Below are 22,981 nucleotides of genomic sequence, written 5' to 3'. Positions count from 1 at the left end.
GCTACTTCGAGCCGAGCGTCTTGATCGCCTCGTCGGTTGAGGAATCAGTCTGCCGCATCAGGGCGGCGGTGTTCTCGAAGGCGCGCTGGACCATGATCAGCCGCGTCATCTCCAACACCGGATTGACGTTGGATTCCTCGACGAAGCCCTGGGCGACGCCGATATCGGCGCGATCGGTCACCGGCTCGGGCGTGCGCGCCGGCACGATGCCGGAATTGCCGTAGCGCACGAAATTCTCACCCGGATCGAAATTGTACAGGCCGATGGAGCCTACCAGCTGATCGTTCTGGCGCAACGATCCGTCGGCTCCGGCCTTGGGCGGGCCGTTGCGGGGGTCGAGCTGGATCGGTGCGCCGCCGGCGTCGAGCACGGGATGGCCCTCGACCGACATCAGCTCGCCATTCTCGTTCATCGAGAAGCGGCCATCGCGGGTCATGATGGTGCCGACCGGCGTCTCGATGGCGAACCAGGCGTCGCCCTGTATGGCGAAATCGAACGGATTGCCGGTCTCGGTCAGGGAGCCATGGGCGCCGGAAAGGTAGGTCTTGCCCGAGGAGGCGAAGGACACGGATTTCGGCCCGGTGCCGGACACCACGTCCTCGAACTTCACGCCGGTGGCGCGAAAGCCGACGGTCGAGGCGTTGGCGACATTGTCGGCGATCGTGTCGAGCCGACGCTCGAGCGCGATCTGCGAGGAAAGGGCGACGTAGAGACTGTCCCGCATGGTCAGAACTTCAACTTCTGCATGGCCATCATCAGGTCGGTGGAGATCCCCGCCGTGACCGGCTTGGCGAAGAGCACGCTGATCGACGACACGGCTGAAGAGGTCGGGTGGTTGATCTCGTACATGGAGGTGAAGCGGGTCAGGAACTTGCCGAGCTTTTCGGGGTCGGAGAAATCAGAAATGTCGAGCTTCTGCTCGAACAGCTGCGCCTGCTTGTCGACGTCGGCGGTGGCGAAGGAATCGGGCAAGCCGAGCACTGTGCGCACCACGCTGGCAAGAGCGGTGTCGGCGAGCACATCGTACCAGCTGGTGATATCAGGCGCCTTGCGCTGGAAATAGAGCGCCAGCCGTACGCCCTCGTTGGTTTGGCCGGCATCCTCCTCCAGCGTCTGGCGCATGTATTTGTCGACGGTCGGCTGCTGTGCCGGATTGGTCGTGGTGGCCGCTTCGCCGTATTGTTCGAAGTTGAAGGCGGAGGCGAGCCCGGCATAGGCTTTGTTGGTCATCTTGTTGGCGACGCTGTCGGGGTCGCGGACGCCACCGGCCAGAACGCTGCGGATGAGATCCTTCCTCTCTGTCGCCGGATCGAGCGCGTAGGCCGAGAGGGCATAATTGTACAAGCGGCTGTTGGCCATCAGATCGTCGATGGATTTCACGTTCGTGATGTTGGCCAGATAATATGCGGTCTCCGACTTGATGTAGTCCGCATTTGGCTTGATCAGGCCAAGCGCCGACCCTGTCGTGTAGATTTTCGGCGTATCTTTCAGCACTGCGTCGCGCGTGGTCGTCTGATCGCCATATTGGGCAAAATCGAAGGCCGTGACGAAGTTGGCGTATCGTTTATCGGTCAGCTTGTTTGCAGGGCTGTTGGGATCGCTCACGCCGCCCTCGAGCATGGCGCGGATCTGCCGCGGGGTTTCGGTTGACGCATCCAGTCCATAGGACGCCATGGCGAATGTAAGCAGGCGCTTGTCCGCCATGAGGTCGTCAATCGACTTCACCTTGGAAATGTTTGCCACGTAGTAGTCGGCCTCGCCCTTGACGTACTGCGCGCTCGGCTTGACCAACGTCAGCCCGGCTCCGGCCATGTAGCCCTTAGGCACCGCCTGCTGGACGTTGTCGCGCGTGGTCGTCTGATCGCCATACTGGGCGAAGTCGAACGCCGAGACGAAGTTGGCGTAACTCTTGTCGGTCAGCTTGTTGGCGGGACTGTTGGTATCGCTGACGCCACCTTCGAGCATCGCCCTGACCGTTGCGGCCGGTTCGGTTTCGGCGTCGAGCCCGAATGCGGCCATCGCGTATGTCAGCAGACGGCTGTCGCCCATCAGGTCGTCGATCGACTTAACCTTGGAGATGTTGGTGACATAATAGGCGGTTTCGCTCTGATAGTAAGAGAAGCCCGCCTGCGAGGCGCCGATCTGGACTTGCAGCGCATAGTTGCCGGTCACCAGCTGCTGCGACTTGTTGTAAACGGTGGTATTGGCGCCGTTGGCTGCGAAGTTGAAGGCGCTGACAAATTCGGCGTAGCGCTTGTCGGTCAGCTTGTTGGCGAAACTGTCGGGGTCGGAAACGCCTTCCTTGAGCGCCTTGACCATGAACGCCTTGGCGTAAGCCATGTCCTCCAGGCCGTAGGCCTTCATGGCATATTTGAACAAACGGTCATTGTTGACGAAATCGTCGATCGATTTCACCTTGGTGATGTTGTCCAGATAATATTTGGTGTCGCGATCGACCGTCGGCTGCTTTTCGATGCGGTCGATCGACTTGTCGATGTCCCTGGTGATCAACTGGTAGCTGGTATAGGTACTGAGCAAGGACGCGCCTCCGGCCGAAGCTATGCCAGCACAATAGACTCACTTCCTTGCGCGAAACTGAATCGCGCCGATCGGCTCGATGCCGCTCCGATTCAAGCCTCACACAAGGCACGGGGACTATCCCTTGCACCTGACTTGAAATGCGGAAGGACCTCTCGTGGGCATTCTGATTGGACTGGTGGTGACGCTCGGCTGCGTCCTTGGCGGCTTCATGGCCATGGGCGGGCATCTGCATGTGCTGATGCAGCCCTGGGAAGCGGTGGTCATCTGCGGCGCCGCACTCGGCACCTTCCTCGTCGCCAATCCGATGAAAACGGTCAAGGACACCGGCAGGGGCATCCTCGAAGCCTTCAAGCAGGCCGTGCCGAAGGAGCAGGATTATCTGGAAACGCTCGGCGTGCTGCACAGCCTGATGCGTGAACTGCGTTCGAAGTCGCGCAGCGAGGTCGAGGCGCATATCGACAATCCCGAGGAATCGGCGATCTTCCAGGCATTCCCCACCGTGCTGAAGAACCACGACCTGACGCATTTCATCTGCGACTATTGCCGGATCATCATCATCGGCAACGCCCGTTCGCACGAGATCGAGGCGCTGATGGATGAGGAAATCCAGACCATCAAGTCCGACAAGATGAAAGCCTACCACGCGCTGGTGGCGGTCGGCGACGGCCTGCCGGCGCTCGGGATCGTCGCCGCCGTGCTCGGCGTGGTCAAGGCGATGGGCGCGCTCGACCAGTCGCCGGAAATCCTTGGCGGCCTGATCGGCGCCGCCCTCGTCGGTACCTTCCTCGGCATCTTCCTGTCTTACGCGGTGGTCGGGCCCGTCGCCACCAAGATCAAGACGGTGCGCGAGAAGAAGAACCGGCTCTACATCATCGTCAAGCAGACGTTGCTCGCCTACATGAACGGCGCCCTGCCGCAGGTGGCGATCGAGTTCGGCCGCAAGACCATATCGTCCTATGAACGGCCGACCATCGACGCCGTCGAGCAGAGCACGATGAACACCGGCTCCGCCGAGAAAAGGGCCGCCTGAGCGATGCGCGACAGATCGGTGCCGACATTGTCATGACCAGTCCCGGCAGTCCCTCACAAGCGCGCTCCCTGATCATCGAGCGCCTGGTCGGCGACAGCGGCGAGGCCGCCCAGGTCATCGGCGCCGGCCGGGGCATGGCAGAGCGCGCTGCGCCGCTGCTGCAGAAGAGCCTGACCAGTGAGCTTGGAGTTCCGGTCACCGTCGATCTCAGGGGGGTCGAGGTCAGCCGCGTCGCGGAGGCCCGCTCCCGTGCCGGCGATACGTTTGCCATGACCATCGTTTCGTCAGCCACGTCCTCCGATGCCATGACCCTGGTGATCGATGCGCCGGCGATCGCGGTCACGCTTTGCACGCTGTTCGGCGGCGACCCGGAGATGCCGGCATCGCCGATAGAGCGTGATCTGTCGCAGATCGAGGTCGATGTTTCGACCATGATGTTCCAGCAGGTCGCGCAGGCATTGAACGGATCGGGACGACGGTCGCTCGACCTGCGCCTGCCAGTGCCGCGGGCGATGTCGGGCACCGAAGCCAAACGACACGTGTTGCGCGACGGCGCTGCAATCCGCATCGTCTTCGGCATCTCGACGCCGGCCGACAGCGGCACCGTCACGGTGACGATGCCGCAGCGTGTCGTGCTGGCCAGCCGGGACAGCGCTGCTGCCGGCGGCGAGAACGACCAGGGCGCCAGCTGGCGCGCGCGCTTTTCGGAAGAAGTGATGCGCTCCACGGTAGCGCTCGAGGCGACCATGCCGCTGGCCCGACTGACGCTCGGCGATCTTGCCGATTTCGAAATTGGCCAGATCATCGAATTCGAGGAAACGGCGCAATCGCAAGCGCGTCTCGGCGCGCGCGGCAAGACGCTGTTCGTATGCGAGTTCGGCAAGCTGGGACAGAACTACACCGTCCGGATCAAGCATCCCTATGATGCCGGACAGGATTTTATCGACGGGCTCATGCCGGCTGGTGCCGGGCACGCCTGAGCTTTTGGAGACGATGCATGGCCAAGACCAAGGCAGAAGCCGAAATCGACCAGCCGGACGAGCAGCTCGACCGCGCCATCGAGGAATTGCGCGGGGTTCTGCATGAAGAGGAACAGCGCCCCGATATCGCGTTCAAGGCCGCGTCCGCTGCCAATTCGAGCGTCATCATGAACATCCCCGTCGACGTCCAGATCATCCTCGGCAGCACCGAGATGCCGGTGTCCGACCTGATGGCGCTGCAGAAGGGCTCCACGGTGGCGCTCAACCGCCGCATCGGCGAACCAGTCGACGTGGTGGTCAACGGCCGCAGAATAGCGCGCGGCGAGATTACCGTGCTCGAAAGCGACCCGTCGCGCTTCGGCATCAGGCTGACCGAAATCATCGCCGGCACGAAGGGCGCGTGAAGATGCGTCGCGGGTCTTGCCGGCGGCAGCGGGAGCGAAAGGCATGACGACGTCCCTTTCCCTGACGCGTCCGCAGAAGGCGGCCGCCATACTGGTGGCGATGGGCAAGCCGTCGGCCAGCCGCCTCTTGAAATTCTTCAAGCAGGAGGAATTGAAGGCGCTCATCGAGGGCGCCCGGCTGCTCAGGACCATTCCGCAAGGCGATCTCGAGCGCATCGTCGCCGAGTTCGAGGCGGAGTTCACCGAAGGGGCGGGACTGCTCGATTCCGCCGACAGGATGGACACCATCCTCAATGAATCGCTGTCACCTGAAGAGATGAGCGCGATCATGGGTGACAAGAAATTCGAGGTTGCGCCGGAAGGTCCGCCGCCGATCTGGCCCGAGCTCGAGAAGCTCGAGCCGGTGCGGCTTGGTACTTTCCTGGCCGGTGAACATCCGCAGACTGCGGCCATGGTGCTGTCGAAGCTGGCGCCGCAGGCGGCGGCGAGCGTGCTGTTGACGTTGAGCAAGCCGACGCGCGGCGAGATCATCAAGCGCATGGTGACGATGGCCAATGTTCCCGACGCCGCCAGCAGGATCGTCGAAAACCGGCTGCGCACCAGCGTGCTGGCGGAAACCGCGACCAAGGATACATCGGCCGGACAGGCGCGCGTCGCCAGCGTTCTCAACGAATTGGACAAGCCGCTGCTCGAGGAGGTCATGCAGGACCTGGAGGCCGCCGGCACGCCCGATCTCGACGGCGTCCGGGCTCGGCTGTTCGCCTTTGACGATTTGCCGCTGCTTACCCAGAAAGCGCGCGTGCTTCTATTCGACGGGCTGTCGACCGAACTGGTCACGCTGGCGCTGCGCGGCACTTCGGCGATCCTTGCCGAAGCGGCGCTGTCGGCGATCGGCGCGCGCTCGCGGCGCATGATCGAAGCCGAACTCGGACAAGGATCCGAAGGGGTTCCCCTCGCCGACATCATGGCGGCGCGCAAGACGATCGTGACGACGACAATCCGGCTGGCGCGCGAAGGCGCGTTCGAGCTTCCCGCGACCCAGAACGCCGCCGCCTAAGGCCGATCATGGCAGAGGCGGTCGACAAGGATTCCAAAACCGAAGAAGCGACGGAAAAGAAGATCCGCGACACCATCGAACAGGGCAAGCTGCCCCATTCGAGGGAGACCGCGCTGCTGGCCTCCTTCGTCGCCATACTGGTGTTCACCGTCTTCTACGCCAAGGATGCCATTGTCGATCTCGGCATGTTCCTGTCGATGTTCCTGGAGAAGCCGGAAGCCTGGCCGATGGACACCGAGACCGACGTCATCGCGCTCTACAAGATCGTCATGCTGGAGGTGGGCCGTGCCATCCTCAGCCTGCTGGTGCTCCTGACCATCGCCGGCGTCGGTGCCTCGGTGTTCCAGAACATGCCGCAATTCGTCGGCGAACGCATCAGGCCGCAGCTGTCGCGCATCTCGATCGTCAAGGGCTGGAACAGGCTGTTCGGGGTGCAGGGCTGGGTCGAGTTCCTGAAGGCGCTCGGCAAGGTGGGCTTCGCCATCGTCGTGCTCGCCTTCACGCTGTCCGAGGATCACCGCAAGCTGCTCGCCGGCATGATCACCAATCCCGTCGCCTTCGGCCTCGTCATCCGCGGCATCGCGGTCGACATACTGGTGGCGATCGTCTTCGTCATGGGCCTGATCGCGGCGATCGACATCGTCTGGTCGCGCTTCCACTGGAAGCAGGACCTGCGCATGAGCAAGCAGGAGGTCAAGGACGAGTTCAAGCAGTCCGAGGGTGACCCGATCGTTAAGTCGCGGCTGCGCTCGCTGGCGCGCGACCGCGCTCGCAAGCGGATGATGACGGCGGTGCCGCGCGCGACGTTGATCATCGCCAACCCGACGCACTTCTCGATCGCGCTTAAATATGTGCGCGACGAGGATTCGGCACCGCTGGTGCTGGCCAAGGGGCAGGATCTGGTGGCGCTCAAGATCCGCGAAATCGCGCGCGAGCACAACATCCCGATCTTCGAGGACGTGGCGCTCGCCCGCTCCATGTACAAGCAAGTTTCGGTCGATAGTGTGATCCCGTCGCAATTCTACCAGGCCGTCGCCGAACTGGTGCGGATCGTCTACTCGAAAAAGGCTGAGCGCAGACAGATTTCATGAACCGCCAACCGCACGCCAATTCCCGCGAGATCATCGTCGCCAGCGCCATCGAGCAAGTCGTGGCGGAGCTCAGGCTGATCGATGTCGCCGATTATATCGCCTTCATCCGGCTGGAGCATTTCGCCTGCCTGTCGGACCTGGTCGATTCCGCGGCGGAACTGTTCTTCAAGCCGGGCACGCTGAGGCTCGGCCATGGCGGCGAGGCGCATGTCGACTGGAGCGGCAGCCCGCGCATCGTGCTCGATCTCGAGCTTCGGCCGCCCGGCGTCACGGTCTATTTCCAGCTGACGCTGAGCGAAAAAGGCGCCTCGGTCGCGGTCAACTACGTGTCGTTCGAAAAGCCCGGCGAGGACCCCGAGCACAACACCGCCCTGCTCGAGGCGGTGGTCGAACAGGCGCGTATCCGCAAGGTCGAGCCGCTGGCGTTCTAACTATTCGATCAGGCCGAGCCGCAGCGCCTTGGCGACCGCCTGGTTGCGGTTGACGGCGTTGAGCTTCTGGGTCGACTGGGTGAGATACTGGTTGGCGGTATGCACCGACAGTTTCAGCAGCCGCGCTATCTCCTCGCTGGTATTGCCGTTGGCGGTCAGCTTCAGGCATTCGAGCTCGCGCTTGGAGATCGCGCGCGTCTTGCCGGCATCGCCCGGCCGCATGCGGGCGACAGCGGCGAACAGCGAAAAGCAACGGGCGTGGATTTCATAGAGCGCGTCCTGCGGCAGGGCGATCTCCGAGCCGAGGAAGACGACGAGGCCGCATTGGCCGCGATCGGCGTGGACGGGAAAGGCGATGCCGCTGCTGCCGGGCGCCAGCGGCGCCATCTGCTCGGTCCAAGCAAGGCCGCCGAACATCTCGCTCATGGCCGCCACACCGTCATCCGTCCACCAGCGCGGTTCGGTCGAGATCCTGCTATGGCGCACGATCTCCTCGCCATTGGCACCCGAGATGAACTTGGTCGCCACCGATATGCCGGGATAGTCGGAATCGAAGCACGGCACCAGCCGCGCCCGCTCGAGCGACGGGCTGACGAAGAACAGGCCGAAGGCCGAGGCATTGATGTCGACGGCGATCCACCGGCAGCGCCGCACAGCATCGGGAATGGTCACGGCGTGATGCGTTTCGGAGCCGAGCGAGAAGGCACCGAACGGATTGCGCTGGTCGTTAAAAAGGGCCTCGGCGGCCTGCTTGACGTCGGCCTGTTTCAAATGATGCCGCTCCTGATCGCCGTGGCGATGGCCATCGCGCGGTTGCTGGCCGCGAATTTCTGGATGGCGTGGGTGATGTAGCTGTTGACGGTGTTGGAGGACACGCCAAGGATGACGGCAACCTCGTCCGTGGTCTTGCCTTCCGAGACCCAGAACAGGCATTCGCGCTCGCGGTCCGACAGCGGATCCTGCATGGCGGCGGCGGCGATCAGTTGCGGAATATGCGAGAGCGCGTAGCAGCACTTCAACTGCGCCTTCATCAGCGCCGGTTGGTCGATCCGACCGGCGGCTGCCGCCGAGAACAGCGCGAACAGGCGTTGGCGGCCGACATTCAGCCTGAGCGAATAGATTTCGGCATGGCCGAGCACGTCGAGCAGACGTGCCTCTTCGCCGGAGACCAGCCCCTCGGCCTGTGGTGCCTGCGCCGACACCAGCGGCCTTGGACGCATGCCCGGCGCGACGGTGAGCGCGCCCTGGGCAAGGCCAGCGATTAGCCGCTTGCCGATCAGTTCGATGGCGTCGAAAATCCAGTTGGACGAGACGATGCGCGCGTCGTTGCGGTCCTGATCGTGGACGATGGCGACCAGCATATAGCTGTCGGCACCGATCTCGGCGGTCAACTCCATGAAAAAGCTGGTGAGATCGCCGCGCGACGTCAGGCGCGAGCCCAATGTGTCGGATTGAAGAAGCGCGGCGGGACTGCTCATTGCTGTTTTTGGCCGGAATCGATGCTGATGTCCGGATGCTGGAGAGCCAGCCGCCGAACCTGAAAACGCGTTACATTTACGAGACACACACAAGCGCGGGGTCGCGCCCGATCAGACGGAATCCATTCAGGGAACGCGAAGCCGTCCGCGTCTGGCGCCGGAATATTCCGGCACGTGAGACTTTGGGTGGTCGCCGCGCCCCCCGAGGACCGGCTGATTCGGGTCTAATCTACCCGTAGATGAATCTGACATCAAACGCGATTTGACAAAATCGAATCGAGTGGACTCAAGCTGCGACTCAGGCGCCGATTTTCGCACGTTTCGGTGCGTGAAAATGTTCGAGCCGTGCAAGCCAGTCTTCTCGGCCGGGGCTGTTTCGGTCGCGCCCACCAAGGGGCTAGAGGATGTCAAAGAGCGGCTGACGCCGCCCTTTTCCGTGGTTTCCCTGAGAGCTGCCGCGCTTCGGGCAGCCGGTGTCACCGGCCCTCGAAGCCGGTCAGCACGCCGACGGCATTGATGCCGATTTCCTCGACGGCGTAGCCGCCTTCCATGACGAACAGCGTCGGCAGGCCGAGCCTGGCGATGCGGCGGCCGATCATGGGATAGTCCGACGACTTCAGCTTGAACTGGCTGATAGGATCCTTCTCGAACGTGTCGACGCCGAGCGAGACGATGACGACGTCTGGCGCGTAGGCGGCGAGCCTGGCGCAGGCGTCTTCCAGCGAGGCGCTCCAGGCGTCCCAGCCGGTGCCGAACGGCATGGGATAGTTGATGTTGAAACCTTCGCCCGCGCCGGCGCCACGCTCGTCGGCATGGCCGAGGAAGAACGGATATTCGACCATCGGGTCGCCGTGCAAATTGAGGACCTGCACGTCGGCGCGGTCGTAGAAGATCTCCTGTGTGCCGTTGCCGTGATGATAGTCGACATCGAGGATCGAGATGCGGCTGGCCCCCTGGTCGCGGAACCACTGCGCGGCAACGGCCGCGTTGTTGATGTAGCAATAGCCGCCCATGAAGCCGGCTCCGGCATGGTGGCCGGGCGGACGGCAGAGCGCGAAGGCGGAGGCTTCGCCGGCCTTGACCAGGCCCGCGGCGGTCAGCGCGACGTCGTAGGAGGACTTGATCGCATCCCATGTTCCTTCGACGAAGGTGGCGCCGCCGTCGAAGGAATAATAGCCGAGCAGGGCGTCGACGCGCTTGGGCGGCACGTCGCCGCGCAGGCCGCGTGTCGGCCAGGTGAAGGGCATGGCTGTGCCTGTGTGGCCCTCGGCGATCCATTGCGGCCAGACCGTCGGCAGGAAATCGACGTAGTCGGCCCTGTGGATGCGCTTGGCGGCGGCAAGATCATGCTCGGCCGGCGCGATGATCGGCCCGAGTTTCTCGCTGTTGACCCGCGCCTTGATGAACTCGGCGCGCGAGGGTTTTTCGAAACCCGGCACGATCGCCGATGTGACCAGTTCCATCTGGCCGGCGTGGCCGGCGTGAAGCGGCGAATAGACAGTCTTCATAAAATTCCTCTCGAATGCGAAATCAGTCAAGGTTGAGGTAGGGGGTCACCAGAGCGAGCCACATGGTTTCGACATCGTCCTCGATGAGGTCGTATGTCCGGCGATCCCTTTTCAGGCCGACAAGACGGCAGGCGTGTCCGACCTCCATCATCAGCACGCCGAGCCGGTTGGCGACCTTGTCTTCGAGAGCCGGGTTCACGTGCCGCAGCCACGCCGCATAGAGGGCGATGATCTGGTCGTCATACTCGTTCTGGATCGGTCTCAGGTCGGCGTTGCCTGAAATCGCCTCGATCACCGGCATCAGGCTGGCATTGTCGAGATAAAGCCTGGAGGTATCGGTGAAGAGCCTGCGCACCTCCCGCCGAAACTCCTCGCGGTTGGTGGGCGGATCGACCCTGATGCGCCTCGCGATCACTTCGGGAAAGGATGACAGCCAGCGCCGGGCGAGGTCCAGGAGAATGGCTTCCTTGTTGGGGAAGTACTGGTAGACCGAACCAACCGACAGGCCCGCGCGCTGCGCTATGGCGAGCGTGGTCGGCGTCCTTGTGCCTTGCTCGCGGGTCAGGATCAGCGCCGCGTCGAGGATCCGGTCCACCACCTTGCTCGACCGTTGTTGGCGCGGCTGCTTGCGCGGTTCGAGCGCTATCCTGGTTTTGCGATCGAGACTGCGCTTCACGGCTTGACGTCCTCGTTCCCCGCCCAGTCCCAACATCGGCGCAGAGTGTTGTCCACAATACATTGCAAATTCCGCATGTTGACAAACGCGAATGATTAGTCGCATTCTTTTATCCACGCTGCCTTGGGGATAACAAGGGGAATTTCGAAGACAGCGCGCCGGCATCATCTTTCCCCATCGCCCCTCCCGCGGAGCGGCAGCTCGTGGGCAGTGGTTGTCGGTCTCAGTCAAAAGCGCGGAGTCGCGATGTCTGTCACGGGTGCGGGTCACAAGGCGGATCTGATCGTCATCAATGGTCGTGTGTTGACCATGGACGATGACAATCCGACCGCCGAAGCCGTTGCCGTCAAGGATGGCGCCATCGTCGCTCTCGGCAGCCACGCCTCCATCGAAGAGTTCAAGGGGCCGGCCACCAGGGTCATCGACGCCAGGGGCGGTTCGGTGATCCCGGGTTTCATCGAAGCCCACATGCATCTGTTTTCAGGCGCGGCCGAGCTTGCCCATCTCCAGTTGTCGGGCGTCCACGGTTTCGAGGCGCTGCAAAAGGCGATCCGCGACTACGCGTCGACGCACCCCGATGCCAAGATGCTGGTCGGACAGGGCGTCGACTACACCGTGCTCGATGACGAGCGAGTGACGCGCCATCATCTCGATGCGATCCTGCCGGACCGGCCCTTCGTCATGGCCGCGCCCGATCACCATACGATGTGGGCCAACAGCAGGGCGCTGGATATGGCCGGCATCCTGAATGGGCGCGCGCTTGGCCCCGGCAATGAGATCGTCATGGGCGACGACGGCCTGGCCAATGGCGAACTGCGCGAGGGCGAGGCTTTCGGCCCGGTGCTCGATCTTGCCGGCGAGGGCCGGGTGCGGCTCGGGCTGGCGACGGGCGGCGAGCCAGACCCGATGCCATCGGCGGAAGAACGCGCCGCCGACCGCGACATCATGCGGCGCGGGCTCGCCTGGTGCGCGCGCCACGGCATCACCTCGATCCAGAACATGGACGGCAATCTCTACCAGCTCGAATTGCTGGCCGAGATCGAGGCCGAGGAGGGTCTGTCCTGCCGGGTGCAGATACCCTTCCACTACAAGAATTTCATGACGCTCGACATACTCGACAAGGCCTCGGCGATGGCCGAGCGCTACAATGGCGAGTGGCTGTCGTCAGGCATGGTCAAGGTGTTCTACGACGGCGTGCTCGATTCCTGGACGGCCGTCATGATCGAGCCCTATGCCGACCGTCCCGACTGGGTGGGTGAACCACTGTTCACGCCCCAGCAATTCATCGATCTCGCCGTCGCCGTCGACAGGCGCGGCCTGCAGATCGCCGTGCATTCGATCGGCGACGGCGCGGTGCGCGCCGTCCTCAACGGCTACGAGGCGGCGCAAAAGGCCAATGGCAAGCGCGACAGCCGGCATCGTGTCGAACATATAGAGGTCATCGGCGCATCTGATGTGCCGCGTTTCGCCGAACTCGGCGCCATCGCTTCGATGCAGCCGCCGCATCCGCCCGGCGCCATGGATTTTCCGCTGGAGCCGACTGTGTCGCGCATCGGGCCGGCGCGCTGGCCGCTGAGCTATGCCTGGCGCACCCTGAAGAATGCCGGCGCGCATGTCGTGTTCGCGTCGGACTGGCCGGTGTCGCCGATCGATCCGATCCTGGGCATCCAGGCGGCAGTGATGCGCAAACCATGGGCATCAAGCGATCCGGACCAGAGCTTCTCGCTGCGTGAATCGCTTGCCGCCTACACGGTCGAGGGCGCCTATGCCGAATTCGCCGAGCACCGCAAGGGCACGCTGAAGCCGGGCTATATGGCCGATCTGGTGGTTTTGTCGGCCGACATCGAAAAGACTATGCCGGCCGACCTGCACAAGGTGCGCCCGGTAACAACGATCTGCGGCGGCAAAGTCACCTACCAGGCCTGACATGGCATGCGGCTTGCCTGCTGAAATGGCGGACTGAAATGACCGACTGAACTGTGATTCAATGCCGGACTTGCCAACCCATCGGCCGTGTGGTCACATCCAACAGGGGAAAAGCTCCGCCAGCAAGAGCGGGGTCAACAGTGAGGCGTAATCGTGCCGGACAAACCGGATCGGAATGCGATTGAAGTAGTAAACGTCAGCAAAATTTTCGGATCGGGTGAGGGGCAGGTCGCTGCCCTCGACAAAGTCTCGGTATCCATCCGCGAAAACGAATTCTTCACACTGCTGGGACCATCCGGCTGCGGCAAGACCACCTTGCTGCGGCTGATCGCCGGCTTCGACTTTCCAACCGCCGGCGAAATCCTGCTTTACGGCCAGGACATCGCGCCATTGCCGCCCTTCAAGCGGCCGGTCAACACCGTCTTCCAGTCCTATGCGCTGTTCCCGCACATGACGGTGGCAGACAATATCGGCTTCGGCCTGGAGATGCTGGGCAAGCCCAAGGCGCAGATCAAGGCGCGCGTTGCCGAGATGCTGAAGCTGGTCAAGATGGAGGCGCTGGCGGGCCGGCGCACCGGCCAGATTTCCGGCGGCCAGCAGCAGCGCGTGGCGCTGGCCCGGGCGCTCGCGCCGCAACCGAAGGTGCTGCTGCTCGACGAACCGCTCTCCGCCCTCGACTACAAGCTGCGCAAGGAGATGCAAATCGAGTTGAAGCGGCTGCAGCACGAGACCGGCATAACCTTCATCTTCGTCACCCATGACCAGGAAGAAGCGCTGACGATGTCGGACCGCATCGCCGTGATGTCGTCGGGCAAGATCCTGCAGGTCGGCTCGCCCTGGGATATCTACGACAAGCCTGCCGAACGCTTCGTCGCCGACTTCATCGGCGAGACCAACTTTCTCACCGCGGCCATATCGGGCACCGGCAACGGCAAGGCGCGCGCGACGCTCAAATCCGGCACCACCATCGAGGCGACCGTCGCCGAAGGTTTCCAGCCGAAGGACAACGCCACCGTGGTGGTGAGGCCGGAGCATGCCAAGCTGACCAAGAGCAAGGGCGACCTGGCGGGCAGGGTCGACAACATCGTCTATTTCGGCACCGACACGCATATCCATGTCCAGCTCGACAGCGGCGAAGCCTTCACCGTGCGCCAGCAGAACACGCGCAGCGCCGGCTGCGGTTTCGAGCGCGGCGACAAGGTCGGCATCCTGATCGGCAACGACGCCGCGCAAGTGCTGAGGGACTGATGGCCACCGCCGAAGAAGTCGCCAAGGCAGCGGAGCGGCGCGACGTCCGCGACCGCTGGTTGCTGTCAGCGCCGGCGCTGCTGGTCATTCTGCTCGCCGCGACCGGCCCGTTGCTAATCGTGCTCGTCTATTCGTTCCTGACGCCCGGCGCCTATGGCGACGTGAAGTGGCAATTTTCGCCGGAAGCCTGGGTGTCGGTGTTCATGGAACGCGACATTTTCGACGACACGCTGTCGCTCGCGGCCGCCCACGTCACCATCTTCCTGCGCTCGATCAAGCTCGCGGTGGTGACGACGCTGGCGACTTTGGCGCTCGGCTTCCCGACCGCCTATTTCATGGCGACGCGCAGTGAAAAGACCAGGGATCTCTGGCTATTCCTGATCACCATTCCGTTCTGGACCAACCTCCTTATCCGTACCTTCGCGGTGCTGCAGATCATCCGCAACGAAGGCATCGTCAATACCATCCTTCTGAAGCTCGGCATCGTCTCGGCGCCGGTGCAGATCCTCTACACCGACACGGCGATCCTGATCGGCATGGCCTATGTCTACCTGCCGCTGATGGTGCTGCCGATCTATGCAAGCATGGAAAAACTCGATTTCCGGCTGGTCGAGGCTGGCTACGATCTCTACGCGACGCGCTTCAAGGTGCTGCGCAAGATCATTTTCCCGCTGGTCAAACCCGGGGTCATCGCCGGCTCCATCCTGGTCTTCATTCCGGCCCTTGGCGCCTATGTGACGCCGAGCGTGCTTGGCGGCGGCAAGAACATGATGCTGTCCAACCTGATCGAATTGCAGTTCGGACAGGGCCGCAACTGGCCGCTTGGCTCGGCGCTGTCGATCACGGTCATGATCATCGTCATGGTGGCGCTGCTGGCCTATGTGCGCAACGCCGGCAAGTCGGGGGTGCGTCATGGCTAGCAATTTCTCCATCAAGCACCAGCCTGGCTTCACCGCCATCGCGGCAACCTGTTTCGTCGTGCTCTATTTGCCGATCATCGTGCTGGTCATCTACGCCTTCAACGCGGCGAGCTCGACCTCGGAATGGGGCGGGTTTTCGCTCAAATGGTTCCAGTCGGCCTGGCAGAACACGCAGGTCATCGATGCGACGATGCGTTCCTTCCAGATCGGCGCCATAGCGGCGGCCCTTGCCACCATCTTCGCCACCATGGCCGCGCTCGCCACCACGCGCACACCGCCCTATCCCGGGCTGACCTTCAAATACGCGGCCATCAACCAGCCGCTGATGGTGCCCGAAATCGTCACCGGCGTGGCGCTGCTGATCTTCTTCTCGCGCATCAAGATCTTCACCGGCTATTCCGGCCTTGGCTACCTGATCGCCGCGCATACGGCGTTCTGCATCCCGTTTGCCTACCTGCCGATCCGGGCGCGGCTGGAGAATATGGACCTGACGCTGGAACGCGCCGCCGCCGACCTCTATGCGACGCCGTGGAAGACCTTCCGCCGCATCACGCTGCCGCTTTTGTGGCCCGGCATCCTCGCCGGCCTGATGCTGGCTTTCGTCATCTCGCTCGATGACGTCGTCATCACCGAATTCGTCAAGTCGGGCGGCCAGGACACGCTGCCCACCTACATGCTCGGCCAGATCCGCCGCGGCATCACACCCGAGATCAACGCGATATCGACCGCCTTCCTGCTGCTTTCGGTCGCGATCGTCACGTTGTTTTTCTTTGTCAGCAGGAAACGAGACTGAAACCGATAATGGGAGTTAAAACGATGAACTGGAAGACAACGGCGTCCGCCATGGGGTTGGCGTTGCTCGCTTCGACGGGCCTTGCCCGCGCCGACGGCGTGCTCAACATCTACAATTGGGGCAATTACACCAGCCCCGACGTGATCAAGAAGTTCGAAGCCAAATACAACGTCAAGGTGACCATCACCGACTACGATTCCAACGATACCGCGCTTGCCAAGGTGCGCCAGGGCGGCACCGGTTTCGACATTGCCGTGCCTTCGCAGACCTATGTACCGATCTGGATCAAGGAAGGCCTCGTTCAGGAAACCGATCCGGGCAAGATGGAGAACTTCAAAAACGTGGCGCCGGAATGGGCCAATCCTGAGTTCGATCCGGGCCGCAAATACACGGTTCCGTGGGCCTGGGGCACGATCGGCGTCGTCGTCAACACCGACGCCTACAAGGGCCCGGCCAACACGTGGGGCATCATCTTCAACACGCCTGACGAGTTGAAGGGTAAGGTCAATGTCGTACCGGAGATGGGCGACGTGATGTTCGCCGCGATCAAGTATGTCGGCGGCCAGCAATGCACCAACGACAAGACGGTGCTGAAGAAAGTACGTGACCTGCTGGTGGCGGCCAAGCCGAACTGGATCGCCATGGAATACAACACCATTGAGAAGATGGGCGCCGGCGACTTCAAGGCAACCAGCGACTGGAATGGCTCGGCTTTGCGTCAGCGCCTCGCCAACCCGGCCATCCACTTCAACTACCCGAAGGAAGGCTATGGCCTGTGGAGCGACAACGTCGTCGTCCTGAAAGAGGCCAAGAATGTCGAGAACGCCAAGCTGTTCCAGAACTTCATCATGGATCCGGAAAACGCGGCCGGCCTCTCGGCCTTCCATCGTTACGCCAATGCCATCGCCGGTTCGGACAAGTACATGCCGGCCGACATGAAGGACGCGCCGGAAGTCGTCATTCCGGCCGACGCCAAGCCGCTTGGCGAACTGCAGCAGATGTGCGCGCCAGAGACGCAGGAACTTTACACCAAGATCTGGACCGAACTGCAGAAGTAATCGCCGCATGACGGACCCGGCGGCACATGCCGCCGGGTCTTTTCCGTTTCCGGGAATGGCTTTCATGGACTCCTATCGCAACAGCGATCCGCGGCCGCCGATCATGCAGGGCTCGCCGCCCGCCATGGTGCCACCAAGGCTCGACTGGGACAGGCCGCCCTGGAACCGCTGGGCTTTCCAGCACATCAGGGAAATTCTGCCGACCGTCGAAGTCTGGCGCGGCAACGGCCACCGTCACCGCCTCGAACGCGCCGAGGTCGATCTCGACGGGCTGCCGGTCGAGGACAGCACGGGACGGAAGACGACGCTCGCGGGCCTGCTGGACGAGACCTATACGGATGGCTTCCTGGTGCTCAAGGACGGCAAGATAGCCTTTGAGCGCTACTTCAACGGCATGGACGAGCGCACGCTGCATCTGTCGCAGTCGATGGCCAAGTCGGTCACCGGCTCGGTGTTCGGCATACTGGCCGGGCGCGGGCTGGTCGATCCGGCGAGGCCGGTGACGGACTACCTGCCGGAATTGAAGGCAACCGGGTGGGCCGGCGCCAGAGTCCAGCACGTGCTCGACATGACGACGGGCGTGTGTTTCTCGGAGGAATATAACGACCGTTATTCCGACATAGGCCAGGTCGATGTCGCCACCGGCTGGAAGCCGGTGCCGCCGGGCAGCGACCCGGACTTTCGCTGGCCCGCGCACATGTTCGAGCTGATCCTGGGCTTGACGGAGACGGTCCGGCCACATGGGGCGGCATTCGAGTACCGCTCGGTCGAAACCGATGTGCTCGCGTTCATCCTGGAGCGGGTGACCGGCAAGCGGCTGGCGCAACTGGTCTCGGAAGAACTCTGGCAAAAGCTCGGCGCCGATGAAAGCGCCTGCTTCACCGTCGACAGCGCCGGCTACGCGCTGGCCGATGGCGGCTTCAACGCGACGCTGCGCGATTATGCCCGCTTCGGCCAGCTGATCCTCGATAATGGCGGCGGCATCGTGCCGGCCGATTGGATCGAGGCGACGCGCAGCGGCAGCCACGGGCCGGGCTTCAGTCCGAGCCTGCCAGAGGGCAGCTATCGCAACCAGTTCTGGATCGAGAATCCCCATTCGCGGGCGCTGATGTGCCGGGGCGTGTTCGGGCAGATGATCCACATCGACTGGAATACGCGGATGGTCGTGGTCAAGCTTTCGAGCTGGCCGGATTTCAGCAACGTCGCCTATTCCATGGCGACGCTGAAGGCCGTGCATGCCATCGCCGCCGCGCTGAGCTGAACCCCCACAAGACACGACCTGGAAGGAAATGCCATGACCGGCAAGACCGCGTTCGAGACCCGTTACGGCTTCCGCCGCAACCAGGTGCTGCTCGCCAACTGGCGGGAAAATCCGTTCAACCGATGGTCATTCCAGAACGTCGGCGAGCTGGTGCCGAGCGCGCGTGTCGCCGCCCTGCCGGTCAACGAGGCGCCGGCCGAGGATTTCGGCGGATTGCTCGACGAAAAGATCGCGGTGGCGAGCACGCCGGAAACCGTCGCGGCTTTTCTCAGCCGCTCGCACACGGATGCGCTGACCGTCATGAGAGGCGGCAGGATCGTCGGCGACTGGTTTGCGCCGCATATGGATTTCGGCGCCCGCCACATCATCTTTTCGATCAGCAAGTCGGTGACCGCGATCATGGCCGGCATATTGGAAGGCGAGGGCGTGTTCGATCCGGAAGCCCCGGTGACGGCCTACATACCGGAAGCCGGCGATTCGGCCTATGGCGAGGCTACCGTGCGGCATGTGCTCGATATGAGTGTCAGCCTCGATTTCGAGGAGGCCTACCTCGATCCCGAAAGCGCCTTTGCTCGTTACCGTCGCGCCACCTTGTGGAACCCGGGCGGCGGCAGGGAAAGCCTGCGTGAATTCCTCCTGACACTGCAGCGGCTCGCCGAGCCGCATGGCCAGACCTTCCGCTACCGGTCCCCCAATTCCGACCTGCTTGGCCTGCTGCTCGAACGGGCGTCCGGCCAGCGCTTCGCCGACCTGATGCGCGAGAAACTGTGGCTGCCGCTGGGTGCTGCCGGCGAAGCTTCGGTGGCGGTCGACATGGAGGGCACGGCGCGCACTGCCGGCGGCATCTCGGTGACGCCGCGCGATCTGGCGCGCGTCGGCGAGATGATGCGGCAAGGGGGCACTGCGAATGGCCGCCGCATCGTGCCCGAGGCCTGGGTGCGAGACACCACGGTAACCGGCGGCAGTTCTGAAGCCTGGCAGCGTGGCGCCATGCTGCCGCTGTTTCCCAAGGGCCGCTACCGCAACAAATGGTACCAGACAGGACATGAGAACGGGGCCTATTGCGGCATCGGGATCCATGGCCAGTGGCTCTATGTCGACCCCCGGACGGAAGTGGTGATCGCCAAGATGTCGTCGCAGCCCGAGCCGGTCGACGATCCGCTCGATCTCGAGATCGTCGTATTCTTCGAAGCGCTGAGCCGGATGGTCTGAGCGGCCGCAACATTAGGGCGCGCTTTCCTGTGGACCTCTGTCGCCGGTGAAACCGCGAAGGTTGGCGGGCAGGATAACTGCGCCTATGGTCGCCGCTCTTTTCGAGAAGAGCAGGAACGGCATGGCATCCGACATCAAGCGCATCGCAGCCATTATCGCGACCGAGATCACAGCGCGGCCCGAACAGGCCGCCGCTGCCATCGGGCTGCTCGACGAAGGCGCGACCGTGCCGTTCGTGGCGCGCTACCGCAAGGAGGTGACGGGCGGGCTCGACGACACGCAATTGCGCCTGCTGTCGGAGCGTCTTGCCTATCTGCGTGAGCTCGACGCGCGGCGTGACACCATCCTTGGCTCGATCCGGGAGCAAGGCAAGCTGACCGACGAGCTTGAATCCAAGCTCGCCTCCGCCGTCACCAAGGCCGAGCTCGAAGACATCTATCTGCCCTACAAGCCCAAGCGCCGCACCAGGGCGGAGATCGCCCGGGAGCGTGGGCTGGGGCCGCTGGCGGAAGCCATCCTGGCCGACCGCTCGCTGGTGCCGGCGGAACTCGCACTGGCCTATCTGACCGAGGACGTGGCCGACGCCAAGGCGGCACTTGAGGGTGCGCGCGACATAGTGTCGGAGCAGTTCGCCGAGAATGCCGACCTGGTCGGCAAGCTGCGAAGCTACATGAAGGAACGCGCCTTCATGCGCGCCAGGGTGGTCGACGGCAAGCAGGAGGCGGGTGCGAAATTCTCCGATTATTTCGACCATGTCGAGCGCTGGGCCACCGTGCCGAGCCACCGCGCGCTGGCGATGCTGCGCGGCCGCAACGAGGAGGTGCTGTCGCTCGACATCGAGGTCGATGCCGACGACTCTTCGCCGGTGAAGCCGGTAGAGCGGATGATCGCCAATGCCTACGCCATCGGCGGCAGCCTGCCGGGCGATCGCTGGCTGATGGAGGTCGCAGGCTGGACCTGGCGCATAAAACTATCCCTGCACCTGACGCTCGATCTGATGCGCGACCTGCGCGAACGGGCCGAGGAAGAGGCGATCCACGTCTTCGCCCGCAATTTGAAGGATCTGCTGCTCGCCGCCCCCGCCGGATCGCGGCCGACGATGGGGCTCGACCCTGGCATCCGCACCGGCGTCAAGGTCGCGGTGGTCGACGGCACCGGCAAGCTGGTGGCGACGACAACGGTCTATCCGTTCCCGCCCAGGAACGATGTGCGTGGCACGCAGGCGGAGCTCGCCAAGCTCGTTCGCCTGCACAAGGTCGAGCTGATCTCGATCGGCAATGGCACCGGCAGCCGCGAAACCGAGAAGCTGGTGGCCGACATGCTGTCCGACATGCCTTCCGACGGCGGGCCGAAGCCGCTCAAGGTGATCGTCAGCGAGGCCGGCGCTTCGGTCTATTCGGCTTCGGCGACGGCGGCGGCGGAATTCCCCGGTCTCGACGTATCATTGCGCGGTGCGGTGTCGATCGCGCGCCGCTTGCAGGATCCGCTGGCCGAACTGGTCAAGATCGAGCCGAAATCGATCGGCGTCGGCCAGTATCAGCACGATGTCGACCAGTACCGGCTTGGCCGCTCGCTGGAGGCGGTGGTCGAGGACGCCGTCAACGCGGTTGGCGTCGATCTCAACACGGCTTCGGCGCCGCTTCTGGCGCGGGTTTCAGGGCTCGGGGCGTCGCTCGCAGACGCCATCGTCGCGCATCGCGATGCCACCGGCCCGTTCGCCAGCCGCAAGGATTTGCTCAAGGTCTCCCGCCTCGGGCCGCGTGCGTTCGAGCAATGCGCCGGCTTCCTGCGCATCCCGAACGGCTCCGAGCCGCTCGACGCCTCGGCCGTGCATCCGGAAGCCTACGGCGTGGCCAAAAAGATCGTCGCCGCCTGCGGGCGCGATGTGCGTTCGCTGATGGGCGACAGTGCGGCGCTGAAGGCGCTCGATCCGCGCGTTTTCGTGGACGAGCGGTTCGGCCTGCCGACGGTGCGCGACATTTTGGCTGAGCTGGAAAAGCCCGGCCGCGATCCGCGCCCCGGCTTCAAGACGGCAACCTTCGCCGATGGCATCGACGACATCAAGGATCTGAAGCCCGGCATGCTGCTGGAAGGCACCGTCACCAATGTCGCCGCCTTCGGCGCCTTCGTCGACATCGGCGTCCACCAGGACGGGCTGGTGCACGTTTCGCAACTGGCCGACCGTTTCATCAAGGACGCGCATGAGGTGGTCAAGGCCGGCGACGTGGTCAAGGTGCGGGTCGTCGACGTCGACATCAAGCGCAAGCGAATCGCGCTTTCCATGCGCAGGGATGGTGGCGAGGGCAGCGCATCGCGCGGCCCGCGCGACAATGGCGGCGGCAGGCCGGCGCCACGCTCGCCCGCGCCGCAGCGCCAGCCGGAGCGGCCGCCACAGCAAGGTGCGTTCGGCGCGGCGTTGGCGGATGCGTTGAAGCGGAAGTAGCTACCACGCCAGAACAGCCGGGTCCTTTTCAACCTGGCTCGTCAGCCAATCTCGAAAACTCGCGACCGGCGGATGGCCGCGCTTGTCGTGCGGGACGACTAGATAATAGGCGCTGCGGCTGTGCATAGGCTGGCCGGGCGCGGGCACCAGCTGGCCGCGCTGCAACTCGCCTGAGATGAGGATTTGCGGCAGCAGAGCCACGCCCAGACCCGCCATGCAGGCCTGGGCGGCGGTGCCGAACTGTTCGAACTGCATACCCGGTCCGGTCGGCGCGCTCAGGCCCTGATGCTCAAACCATTCTGTCCAGGCGCCAGGCCGCGTCGCCATGTGCAGCAGCGGCAGACGGCCGATGTCGGCCGGCGTGGCGATGGAGCGCTCGGCGAGAAATTCGGGCGACACCACCGGGGCCACCACCTCCCGCACCAGCAGCGTCGAGTCTGCCTCGGGCCAGTCCGGCAGGCCATAATGGATGGCGGCGTCCAGCCGCTCTCTGGCGAAGTCGAAGCGGCCGACGCGGGTGACGAAGTTGATGGTGATGTCGGGATTGTTGTCGACGAAGTCTGGGATCATCGGCATCAGCCAGCGCGTGCCGAAGGTCGGCAGGATTGCGAGGTTCAGGATGCCGCTATGCCGATTACTCATCAATCCAAGCGCTGCGTCGCGCAATTGGCCAAGTGCCGAACGGACCACTTCGGCGTAGGTTTCGCCCGCCGCCGACAGCCGGACATTGCGGCTGTCGCGCTCGAACAGCCGGCGGCCAAACTGGTCCTCGATCAGCCTGATCTGCCGACTGACGGCGCCCTGGGTTAAATCCAGCTCCTGGGCTGCAGCGGTGAAACTGCCAAGCCGGGCCACCGCTTCGAAGGCGGCAAGCGCGTTGATGTTAGGCAAAAGACGACGTTGGACGCTCATGATCTATTCCTA

General features: G+C 63.5%; 21 protein-coding genes. 14 read left to right on the top strand and 7 right to left on the bottom strand.

Annotation, left to right across the window (positions count from 1 at the left end; translation table 11 throughout):
• Position 1: 1 nt before the first annotated feature.
• Both flgF and FJ949_RS13460 read right to left on the bottom strand, forming a co-directional pair.
• Positions 2–724, bottom strand: a complete 723-nt coding sequence (gene flgF / locus FJ949_RS13465; protein WP_140496209.1) for a flagellar basal-body rod protein FlgF — start codon at positions 722–724, stop codon at positions 2–4.
• A gap of 2 nt (positions 725–726) precedes the next feature.
• Positions 727–2,538, bottom strand: a complete 1,812-nt coding sequence (locus FJ949_RS13460) for a DUF1217 domain-containing protein (protein ID WP_140496208.1) — start codon at positions 2,536–2,538, stop codon at positions 727–729.
• Positions 2,539–2,695: 157 nt separating this feature from the next.
• On the opposite strand from FJ949_RS13460, the gene motA reads away from it, so the two are divergent.
• Genes motA through FJ949_RS13430 form a run of 6 tightly spaced genes read left to right on the top strand, consistent with a single transcriptional unit; the run spans position 2,696 to position 7,534 of the window.
• The gene (motA, locus tag FJ949_RS13455; protein ID WP_140496207.1) at positions 2,696–3,571 is read left to right on the top strand and encodes a flagellar motor stator protein MotA; all 876 of its coding nucleotides are present in this window, start codon (positions 2,696–2,698) and stop codon (positions 3,569–3,571) included.
• A gap of 32 nt (positions 3,572–3,603) precedes the next feature.
• Positions 3,604–4,551 carry a FliM/FliN family flagellar motor switch protein gene (locus FJ949_RS13450; RefSeq protein WP_140496206.1) on the top strand — a complete coding sequence of 316 codons (948 nt, stop codon included), beginning with the start codon at positions 3,604–3,606 and terminating at the stop codon, positions 4,549–4,551.
• 17 nt (positions 4,552–4,568) lie between these two features.
• Positions 4,569–4,955 carry a flagellar motor switch protein FliN gene (gene fliN / locus FJ949_RS13445; protein WP_140496205.1) on the top strand — a complete coding sequence of 129 codons (387 nt, stop codon included), beginning with the start codon at positions 4,569–4,571 and terminating at the stop codon, positions 4,953–4,955.
• A gap of 43 nt (positions 4,956–4,998) precedes the next feature.
• Positions 4,999–6,012 carry a flagellar motor switch protein FliG gene (locus FJ949_RS13440; RefSeq protein ID WP_140496204.1) on the top strand — a complete coding sequence of 338 codons (1,014 nt, stop codon included), beginning with the start codon at positions 4,999–5,001 and terminating at the stop codon, positions 6,010–6,012.
• An 8-nt stretch (positions 6,013–6,020) separates the two neighbouring features.
• Positions 6,021–7,103 (top strand): flagellar biosynthesis protein FlhB, encoded by a 1,083-nt coding sequence (flhB, locus tag FJ949_RS13435; RefSeq protein WP_140496203.1) that lies wholly within the window; start codon positions 6,021–6,023, stop codon positions 7,101–7,103.
• Complete coding sequence (locus FJ949_RS13430; protein ID WP_140496202.1) at positions 7,100–7,534, top strand: hypothetical protein; 435 nt, start codon at positions 7,100–7,102, stop codon at positions 7,532–7,534. The genes flhB and FJ949_RS13430 overlap by 4 nt, the downstream gene beginning before the upstream one ends.
• Here the strand turns inward: FJ949_RS13430 and FJ949_RS13425 are convergent, their stop codons facing one another.
• The 4 genes from FJ949_RS13425 to FJ949_RS13410 form a co-directional block, all read right to left on the bottom strand.
• Positions 7,535–8,305, bottom strand: a complete 771-nt coding sequence (locus FJ949_RS13425) for a helix-turn-helix transcriptional regulator (RefSeq protein WP_140496201.1) — start codon at positions 8,303–8,305, stop codon at positions 7,535–7,537.
• Entirely contained in the window at positions 8,302–9,012 is a 711-nt protein-coding gene (locus FJ949_RS13420; RefSeq protein WP_140496200.1) for a helix-turn-helix transcriptional regulator, read from the bottom strand. The genes FJ949_RS13425 and FJ949_RS13420 overlap by 4 nt, the downstream gene beginning before the upstream one ends.
• Positions 9,013–9,488: 476 nt before the next feature.
• Positions 9,489–10,520 (bottom strand): histone deacetylase family protein, encoded by a 1,032-nt coding sequence (locus FJ949_RS13415; protein WP_140496199.1) that lies wholly within the window; start codon positions 10,518–10,520, stop codon positions 9,489–9,491.
• Between the two features lie 22 nt (positions 10,521–10,542).
• A complete protein-coding gene (locus tag FJ949_RS13410) occupies positions 10,543–11,196 on the bottom strand; it encodes a TetR/AcrR family transcriptional regulator (RefSeq protein ID WP_140496198.1) in 654 nt (217 codons plus the stop codon).
• 246 nt (positions 11,197–11,442) lie between these two features.
• Between FJ949_RS13410 and FJ949_RS13405 the strand changes: the two genes are divergently transcribed.
• The 8 genes from FJ949_RS13405 to FJ949_RS13370 all read left to right on the top strand — a co-directional run bounded on the left by FJ949_RS13405 (position 11,443) and on the right by FJ949_RS13370 (position 22,057).
• Complete coding sequence (locus FJ949_RS13405) at positions 11,443–13,122, top strand: amidohydrolase (protein WP_140496197.1); 1,680 nt, start codon at positions 11,443–11,445, stop codon at positions 13,120–13,122.
• Positions 13,123–13,275: 153 nt separating this feature from the next.
• Positions 13,276–14,370: an ABC transporter ATP-binding protein gene (locus FJ949_RS13400; RefSeq protein ID WP_140496196.1), complete on the top strand. Its 1,095-nt coding sequence runs from the start codon at positions 13,276–13,278 to the stop codon at positions 14,368–14,370.
• Complete coding sequence (locus FJ949_RS13395; RefSeq protein ID WP_140496195.1) at positions 14,370–15,290, top strand: ABC transporter permease; 921 nt, start codon at positions 14,370–14,372, stop codon at positions 15,288–15,290. The genes FJ949_RS13400 and FJ949_RS13395 overlap by 1 nt, the downstream gene beginning before the upstream one ends.
• Positions 15,283–16,083, top strand: coding sequence for an ABC transporter permease (locus FJ949_RS13390; RefSeq protein ID WP_140496194.1), 801 nt, complete (start codon positions 15,283–15,285; stop codon positions 16,081–16,083). The genes FJ949_RS13395 and FJ949_RS13390 overlap by 8 nt, the downstream gene beginning before the upstream one ends.
• 23 nt (positions 16,084–16,106) lie before the next feature.
• Positions 16,107–17,141 carry an extracellular solute-binding protein gene (locus FJ949_RS13385; protein ID WP_140496193.1) on the top strand — a complete coding sequence of 345 codons (1,035 nt, stop codon included), beginning with the start codon at positions 16,107–16,109 and terminating at the stop codon, positions 17,139–17,141.
• 64 nt (positions 17,142–17,205) lie between these two features.
• Positions 17,206–18,402 carry a serine hydrolase gene (locus FJ949_RS13380; RefSeq protein WP_140496192.1) on the top strand — a complete coding sequence of 399 codons (1,197 nt, stop codon included), beginning with the start codon at positions 17,206–17,208 and terminating at the stop codon, positions 18,400–18,402.
• 33 nt (positions 18,403–18,435) lie between these two features.
• Positions 18,436–19,614 (top strand): serine hydrolase, encoded by a 1,179-nt coding sequence (locus FJ949_RS13375; protein ID WP_140496191.1) that lies wholly within the window; start codon positions 18,436–18,438, stop codon positions 19,612–19,614.
• A 121-nt stretch (positions 19,615–19,735) separates the two neighbouring features.
• Positions 19,736–22,057 carry a Tex family protein gene (locus FJ949_RS13370; protein WP_140496456.1) on the top strand — a complete coding sequence of 774 codons (2,322 nt, stop codon included), beginning with the start codon at positions 19,736–19,738 and terminating at the stop codon, positions 22,055–22,057.
• Here FJ949_RS13370 and FJ949_RS13365 read toward each other — a convergent pair whose 3' ends face one another.
• The gene (locus tag FJ949_RS13365) at positions 22,058–22,969 is read right to left on the bottom strand and encodes a LysR family transcriptional regulator (protein WP_140496190.1); all 912 of its coding nucleotides are present in this window, start codon (positions 22,967–22,969) and stop codon (positions 22,058–22,060) included.
• Positions 22,970–22,981 lie beyond the last annotated feature (12 nt).

This window comes from Mesorhizobium sp. B2-4-1 (assembly GCF_006442185.1).
Classification (GTDB): Bacteria; Pseudomonadota; Alphaproteobacteria; order Rhizobiales; family Rhizobiaceae; genus Mesorhizobium.
Note: the sequence above shows the minus strand (reverse complement) of the source record. Positions and strands in the feature narration are given on the sequence as shown.

Bases quoted from the DNA above. Each gene is read 5' to 3' on its own strand.
- flgF (WP_140496209.1), bottom strand. From the start codon at position 724: ATGCGGGACAGTCTCTACGTCGCCCTTTCCTCGCAGATCGCGCTCGAG.
- FJ949_RS13450 (WP_140496206.1), top strand. From the start codon at position 3,604: ATGACCAGTCCCGGCAGTCCCTCACAAGCGCGCTCCCTGATCATCGAG.
- fliN (WP_140496205.1), top strand. From the start codon at position 4,569: ATGGCCAAGACCAAGGCAGAAGCCGAAATCGACCAGCCGGACGAGCAG.
- FJ949_RS13440 (WP_140496204.1), top strand. From the start codon at position 4,999: ATGACGACGTCCCTTTCCCTGACGCGTCCGCAGAAGGCGGCCGCCATA.
- flhB (WP_140496203.1), top strand. From the start codon at position 6,021: ATGGCAGAGGCGGTCGACAAGGATTCCAAAACCGAAGAAGCGACGGAA.
- FJ949_RS13430 (WP_140496202.1), top strand. From the start codon at position 7,100: ATGAACCGCCAACCGCACGCCAATTCCCGCGAGATCATCGTCGCCAGC.
- FJ949_RS13420 (WP_140496200.1), bottom strand. From the start codon at position 9,012: ATGAGCAGTCCCGCCGCGCTTCTTCAATCCGACACATTGGGCTCGCGC.
- FJ949_RS13415 (WP_140496199.1), bottom strand. From the start codon at position 10,520: ATGAAGACTGTCTATTCGCCGCTTCACGCCGGCCACGCCGGCCAGATG.
- FJ949_RS13405 (WP_140496197.1), top strand. From the start codon at position 11,443: ATGTCTGTCACGGGTGCGGGTCACAAGGCGGATCTGATCGTCATCAAT.
- FJ949_RS13395 (WP_140496195.1), top strand. From the start codon at position 14,370: ATGGCCACCGCCGAAGAAGTCGCCAAGGCAGCGGAGCGGCGCGACGTC.
- FJ949_RS13390 (WP_140496194.1), top strand. From the start codon at position 15,283: ATGGCTAGCAATTTCTCCATCAAGCACCAGCCTGGCTTCACCGCCATC.
- FJ949_RS13385 (WP_140496193.1), top strand. From the start codon at position 16,107: ATGAACTGGAAGACAACGGCGTCCGCCATGGGGTTGGCGTTGCTCGCT.
- FJ949_RS13380 (WP_140496192.1), top strand. From the start codon at position 17,206: ATGGACTCCTATCGCAACAGCGATCCGCGGCCGCCGATCATGCAGGGC.
- FJ949_RS13375 (WP_140496191.1), top strand. From the start codon at position 18,436: ATGACCGGCAAGACCGCGTTCGAGACCCGTTACGGCTTCCGCCGCAAC.
- FJ949_RS13370 (WP_140496456.1), top strand. From the start codon at position 19,736: ATGGCATCCGACATCAAGCGCATCGCAGCCATTATCGCGACCGAGATC.
- FJ949_RS13365 (WP_140496190.1), bottom strand. From the start codon at position 22,969: ATGAGCGTCCAACGTCGTCTTTTGCCTAACATCAACGCGCTTGCCGCC.